Annotated in this window: 1 protein-coding gene; it reads left to right on the forward strand. The window is 49.1% G+C overall.

Translation table 11 applies throughout. The features are described 5' to 3' along the window. Positions 1-271, forward strand: a 271-nt coding sequence (locus tag A3757_RS26200) for a hypothetical protein (protein WP_197469698.1), incomplete at both ends; no start/stop codon positions are given.

Consider the following 271-nt stretch of genomic DNA (forward strand, 5'->3'; position numbering starts at 1 on the left):
TACAGCCAACAAAAACGTGCCGTTGTGGATGACCTAGCAGACGTTATCAATCGTCTGAACGAACTAGCGGAAATTGCGCCGCTATACGTTGTCGAGTCTAACCACGACCTAGCTCTAGACGGCTGGATTCGTGATAACCGTTTCGATGTTCGCAAAGACCCAATTAATGCGCGTACTTATCACGCCCTGAAACTTGCATACATCGACGCGCTAGACGCTGGCGAGTTCAACGTCACTGCAAAACTAGACCTAGCATTAAAGGCACTAGCTG

The organism is Oleiphilus sp. HI0117 (genome assembly GCF_001635235.1).